Annotated in this window: 4 protein-coding genes; 2 read left to right on the top strand and 2 right to left on the bottom strand. The window is 62.0% G+C overall.

The features are described from left to right. Positions 1–51: 51 nt before the first annotated feature. The gene (locus KGA96_RS24280) at positions 52–975 is read right to left on the bottom strand and encodes a LysR family transcriptional regulator (protein ID WP_046042919.1); all 924 of its coding nucleotides are present in this window, start codon (positions 973–975) and stop codon (positions 52–54) included. A 124-nt stretch (positions 976–1,099) separates the two neighbouring features. On the opposite strand from KGA96_RS24280, the gene KGA96_RS24285 reads away from it, so the two are divergent. Continuing rightward, positions 1,100–1,846, top strand: a complete 747-nt coding sequence (locus tag KGA96_RS24285; protein ID WP_223466074.1) for a 3-oxoacyl-ACP reductase family protein — start codon at positions 1,100–1,102, stop codon at positions 1,844–1,846. Positions 1,847–1,986: 140 nt separating this feature from the next. On the opposite strand, the gene KGA96_RS24290 is transcribed toward KGA96_RS24285, so the two are convergent. Then, positions 1,987–2,682 carry an HAD-IA family hydrolase gene (locus KGA96_RS24290; RefSeq protein ID WP_223466072.1) on the bottom strand — a complete coding sequence of 232 codons (696 nt, stop codon included), beginning with the start codon at positions 2,680–2,682 and terminating at the stop codon, positions 1,987–1,989. Between the two features lie 247 nt (positions 2,683–2,929). Here KGA96_RS24290 and KGA96_RS24295 point away from each other — a divergent pair. After that, positions 2,930–6,108: RHS repeat-associated core domain-containing protein (locus KGA96_RS24295; protein WP_223515174.1), on the top strand; the 3,179-nt coding region annotated here is incomplete at its 3' end.

Raw genomic sequence — 6,108 nt, forward strand, 5'->3', positions numbered from 1 at the left:
TGTGGGAGCGTGGCTTGCCCGCGATGGCCTCGCCTCGGTCTTGAGCCTGCCTCAAATGGCACTGAACCTCTGCCCCAATCCCCGCTCGGCAAACTGCTCAATGACGAATTCGACAAACGCCCGGGTCTTGCCGGGCAGCAGTTTGTGTTCGGCGTAATAGATGGAGGTATAGCCGTCATCGATGTACCAGTCCGGCAACACCCGCTGCAACCTTCCCGACTCCAGATAACCCGAGGCAAACGGCATGCTCACCAGCGCAATGCCCAGACCCTGCGCGGCCGTGGCGCAGGCGGCCTCGGAATCGCTCATGGTCATCCTCGCCTTGAGCGTCAACGGGCTGTGTTGCTGATTGCGATGGGTCAACTGCCAGGAGCGCACCCGACCGGTCTGCGGTGAGCGAATCAGAATCCCGTCATGGTGCTTGAGGTCATCCGGCTCGCTGATTGCCGCATGTGTCTCCAGATAGTCCTTCGTAGCCACCAACACCCGATGCGCGGGACTCAGCCGGCGCGCCACCACGCCCTGGGGCAATTCAAAGCCGCCGCCGATTGCCGCGTCGAAACCTTGCCCGATCAGATCGACCTGGCGGTTGTCGAAGTGCCAGTCCGGGTTTATCGCCGGGAATCGCCGCAGAAACTCGCCGAGCATCGGCACAATGTACAGGCAGCCAAATACCGTCCCCATACTGACTTTCAGGGTGCCCGCCGGCTGCCCTCCGGCGCTGGCAAGATTGGCCACGGCATTCTGGATCGTGTGCAGGCTGCCGCTGACTTCGCCGAGAAACAACTGACCGGCCTCCGTCAGCGTCAGGCTGCGAGTGCTGCGCTGGAACAATCTGACGCCCAGGCGCGCCTCGAGCTTGGCAACACTCTTGCCCACCGCCGCCGGTGTCAGGCTCAGGCGTCGCGCCGCTTCAGCAAAGCTGCCGACCTCGGCACTGCGCACAAAGCATTCGATACTGCTGAAGGTTTCCATAGGCGCCACTATAAACTTTTGGTTTACACAGACTATCGTAATTATGGTCTACACAGCAGGTAATCCTGAATCGATACTAGGCTCCATCAACCGGGACATCTCGCCTCGGGACTTGGAGATCGACATGACTACTCAGAACCTCAGCGGCAAAGTGGCATTGATTCAAGGTGGTTCTCGCGGTATCGGCGCAGCCATCGTCAAGCGCCTGGCTGCTGAAGGCGCGACCGTTGCCTTCACTTACGTCAGCTCCACGGCCAAGGCCGAAGAACTGCAAGACAGCATCACCGCCAAGGGCGGCAAGGCCCTGGCCATCAAGGCCGACAGCGCCGACGCCGACGCGATCCGCAGTGCTGTGTCCGCCACGGTAGAAGCCTTCGGTCGCCTGGATATCCTGGTCAACAATGCCGGCGTACTGGCGGTCGCACCGCTGGCCGAGTTCAAACTCGAAGACTTCGACCAGACCCTGGCCATCAACGTACGCAGCGTGTTCATCGCCACCCAGGCCGCAGCCCGGCACATGACCGAAGGCGGTCGTATCATCAATATCGGCAGCACCAACGCCGACCGCATGCCCTTCGCCGGTGGTGGCCCGTACGCCATGAGCAAGTCGGCGCTGGTCGGCCTGACCAAAGGCCTGGCCCGTGATCTCGGCCCGCAAGGCATCACCATCAATAACGTGCAACCGGGCCCGGTCGACACCGACATGAACCCGGCCCACGGTGACTTTGCAGAAAGCCTGATCCCGTTGATGGCCGTGGGCCGTTATGGCAAGGCCGAAGAAATCGCCAGCTTCGTTGCTTACCTCGCCAGCCCTGAAGCGGGCTATATCACTGGGGCCAGCCTGACCATCGACGGTGGTTTCGGCGCCTGACGCGTGTCAGCCAACTACAATAACTGTGGGAGCGAGCCTGCTCGCGAAGAGGGAGTATCAGACACGTTGATGTTGTCTGAAACACCGCTTTCGCGAGCAGGCTCGCTCCCACATTTGCCAGTGTCGGCCCGTCTTTTTAGCTAGGCCCATTCCAGCGCCGGCAAACCAAATGCGCCCGGCTCAAACGCCTTCAACGTACGAAGAATGCCATCGGCATGTGCGTACTTTGCGTCGGCCATTGCCGCATCCGGAATCGCAATCGCCGTCATCCCTGCCGCCTTCGCCGCAGTGACACCAAAGGGCGAATCCTCGAACACCAGGCAATCTTCGGGTGCAACACCCAGGCGCCGCGCCGCCGTCAGGAAAATATCCGGTGCCGGTTTGGCCGCGCCCACTTCGGGGTCATCGGCGGTGACGATAAAGTCGAACAAGGCGAACCAGTCGCGGTGCAAGGTGGTTTTCTGGCCAAACGACTGGCTCGAGGAACTGGTTCCCACGGCAATGGGAATGTTGTTGGCCTTCAGATGCCGTACCAGTTCCTGTGCACCGGGCATTGCCTGCGCTGTAGGAAAACGCTCGCGCATCAGCGGCTCGCGGATCACCAGGAACTCTTGCGCCGTAATCGGCAGGTCCAGCGCTTCAACCACATAGCGCGCCAGATCGCCCGCGCCCCGGCCAATGATGTTCTGTTTGATGCTCCAGTCGAACGTCCGGCCGTAACGCGCGGCAATGATGGACGTGACTTCGGTGTAGATGCCCTCTGTATCCAGCAACAAGCCGTCCATATCGAAAATCACGGCCTTGATCGGGCCGAATGCTTTCAGTGGTGCATTCATCGCATCTGATCCGTTTTCTAAGGCATCCCGGGCAGTTCAGGTACGGCCGATGCCCCATGGATTAAAGGATTCAGCAGCATAGCGAGCCCCGCCGGTTCAGGGCAATGATGAAATCCCGATCGACGCCGAATGGCCCTCCACGATTTAGCGAATCGCCCTACAGCAAGCGCCACCCTTCCCGACTTCTTTCCTCGCCGATCCCCCGCAGAGTTTCGCGCTCCACACTCCGCCAAGCGAAAGACAGCAGATGTTCGATCCCCAAGAGGTATTGGCATGCCCCGCCAGCGGCTCCCTGACACTTCGCTCCGGTAGGCAAGAACGCCACGAGGACGCCTCCAGACAGGCGAAAAACCCCAATGGCGACAGCGCCGACACCGTCGAGCGAACCACCGCTCACAACGGCCCGGTGTCGATGGTAACCGGCGAAGGACTGCTGCCCTTCACCGACGGTACCCTCGACGGGATCCTGCCCTTCTACTTCACCCGCCTCTATCGCACCAGCGCCGTCGAAATCGATAGCGGCCTCGGTTTTGGCTGGAGCCATTCGCTGTCCCAGCACCTGGAATTCCACGGCGAGCAAGTGCTGTGGATCGATCCCGAAAACCGCCGCACGCCGTTTCCACGCCCGACGGCGGAGCGCCCGGTGATCCACAACAGCCTGTCGCGAGCGGCGATTTACCTCGGCAAGAAGCCGGACGAACTGATCCTTGCCCTGGCCGGCGACCGCGCGCGGTTCTACCACTTTCATGACGGCCGGCTCAGCGCGATCAGCGACGCCTACGGCAACCGCCTGACGGTGCAGCGGGACCGCTGTGACCGGATCCAGCGCCTGGACAACGGCGCCGACCGCGCCTTATTGCTGCGTTACGACTTCAAGCATCTGGTGGCCGTCGACTATCAGGTGCTTCAGCGCGGCGACCCCGAGGCGAACACCTGGAGCACCGAACAGACACTGGTCAGCTACCGCTACGACGCCCGCCAGCGCTTGATCGAGGCAACCAACGCCGCGGGTGAAAGCGAGCGCTATGACTACGACGAGCAGCACGTCATCCTGCAACGGCAACTGGCCGGCGGCGCGAGTTTTTTCTGGGCGTGGGAACGTTCCGGCAAGGCAGCCCGCTGCATCCATCATTGGGCCTCGTTTACGCAATTGGAGGCGCGTTACGCCTGGGACGATCAAGGCTGCGTGACAGTGAACTACGCCGACGGTAGCGAAGAGTCTTACGTTCATGACGATCGCGCACGATTGGTGCGCCAGGTCGGGCCCGACGGCGGTGAGCTGCACAAGGCCTACGACGATCAGGGCCGCCTGATCGCCGAGCAGGACGCCCTCGGTGCTGTCACCGAATACCAGTATGACGAAGTCGGCCTGTTGGTCGCGCAGCTTGCGCCCGATGAGGCGCCCATGTCCTGTGACTATCGCCACGGTTTCCTGCACACCCTCAGCCGTGGTCAGGCGACATGGACCTGTCAGCGCAATGCCCAGGGCGACATCACTGCCGTCACCGATCCCGACGGACAGATCACCCGCAATTTCTACGACCCGCAGGGGCGCTTGCTGACAATTCGATTCCCCGACCAGAGCGGTCACCGGTTTGTCTGGAGCGCCTTGGGGCAACTGTTGGAGGAGACCTTGCCAGACGGTGCCCAGCACACTTTTTCCTACGATGTGCTGGGCCGGCGGATTACCCGGCAGGACGAACACGGTGCCATCACCGGCTATGAGTGGGACACCGTGGGTCGACTGACCAGGACCACGCTGCCCACCGGTGCCTGCCGTGCCTATCGCTACAACGCCTACGGCCAGGTCACCGCCGAAACCGACGAACTGGGACGGGTAACCCGTTACGAATTCGCCGACGATCTGCACCTGGTCAGCCGTCGGATCAACCCCGACGGCAGCGCACTGAAGTACAGCTACGACCATGCGCAACTGTTGCTCACCGAGATCGAAAATGAAGTCGGCGACACCTATCGACTGGACTACACGCCGGGCGGATTGATCCGACAGGAAACCGGCTTCGATGGCCGTCGTACCAGCTATGCGTATGACGGTAATGGCCAGTTGCTGGAGAAAACCGAGCTCGGCGACGACGGTTCGCAACTCGTCACGCAGTACCAACGCGACAGTGCCGGGCGCTTATTGCTCAAGACCCTGCCCGACGGGGTCAAGGTCGAGTACCACTACGACGACTTCGGGCGGCTGGTCAGCGTCGACGACGGCCAGGACCATCCGCTGGCGTTCGAATACGACCGCCAGGACCGGCTGATCACCGAGCATCAGGGCTGGGCTACTCTGCGTTACGGCTACGACGCCTGCGGGCGGCTCAAGCGCCTGCGCCTGCCGGACGGCTGTGTCCTTGCTTACCACCACGCCAAAGGGGGCGCCCTGACTGCCATCGATCTCAACGGCACGCGCCTGACCAGCCACCGTTTTGTCGGCGGGCGCGAACAGCAACGCCAACAGGGCCTGCTGCTCAGCGATTACGCCTACGACGAGCAAGGTCGTTTGCAAGTCCATGCCGTCAGCCAAAAGCAACGACCCCTGTACCGCCGCGAGTATGCCTACAGCGCAAAGGGCAATCTCCTGCAGATTGCCGACAGCCGTCAGGGCCAACGCCACTATCAATACGATGCGCTCGACCGCCTGACCGGCGTACGCCACACCCGCGACCAGTTCGCGGAGAACTTCACCCATGACCCGGCCGGCAACCTGCTGATCCAGGACTGCCCAGGTCCGTGCGTGCTAAAGGGCAATCGCCTGTGCCGCCGCTACGACAGTCACTATGACTACGACGCCTTCGGCAACCTGATCCGTGAACGCCGCGGTACGCCGACCCAGGTCACAGAATACTCTTACGACAGCCAGCACCGCCTGATTGGCGTCAGCAGCCCGGACGGTAAAAGTGTCAGCTACCGCTACGACGCCTTCGGCCGGCGCATCCGCAAAACCGTCGACGGCCAGACAATGCAACTCTTCTGGCAAGGTGACCAGCTCATCGCCGAAAGCGCTCCCCGGCACTACCGCAGTTACGTTTACGAACCCGGCAGCTTCCGCCCGCTGGCGCTGCTCGACGGCAAGGGCCGGGCAGACGTCTGCCCGTTCTACTACCAACTCGACCACCTCGGCACCCCGCAGGAACTGACCAGCTACGGTGGCGCCATCGTCTGGTCGGCGAAATACACCGCCCACGGAAAACTCCGCGAAGTAAGCCACGGCGACGGCGAACGGTTCGAACAGCCGCTACGGTTTCAGGGGCAATACTTCGACGTCGAAAGCGGCCTGCACTACAATCGGCATCGCTACTACCATCCGGACATCGGTCGTTATCTGACGCCGGATCCGGTCAAGCTGGCCGGTGGGCTGAACCCGTATCGGTACACCAGGAACCCGACGGGGTGGGTGGGTCCGTTGGCTGTCTCTTA

This window comes from Pseudomonas sp. GL-R-26, assembly GCF_019947365.1.
Taxonomy (GTDB): domain Bacteria; phylum Pseudomonadota; class Gammaproteobacteria; order Pseudomonadales; family Pseudomonadaceae; genus Aquipseudomonas.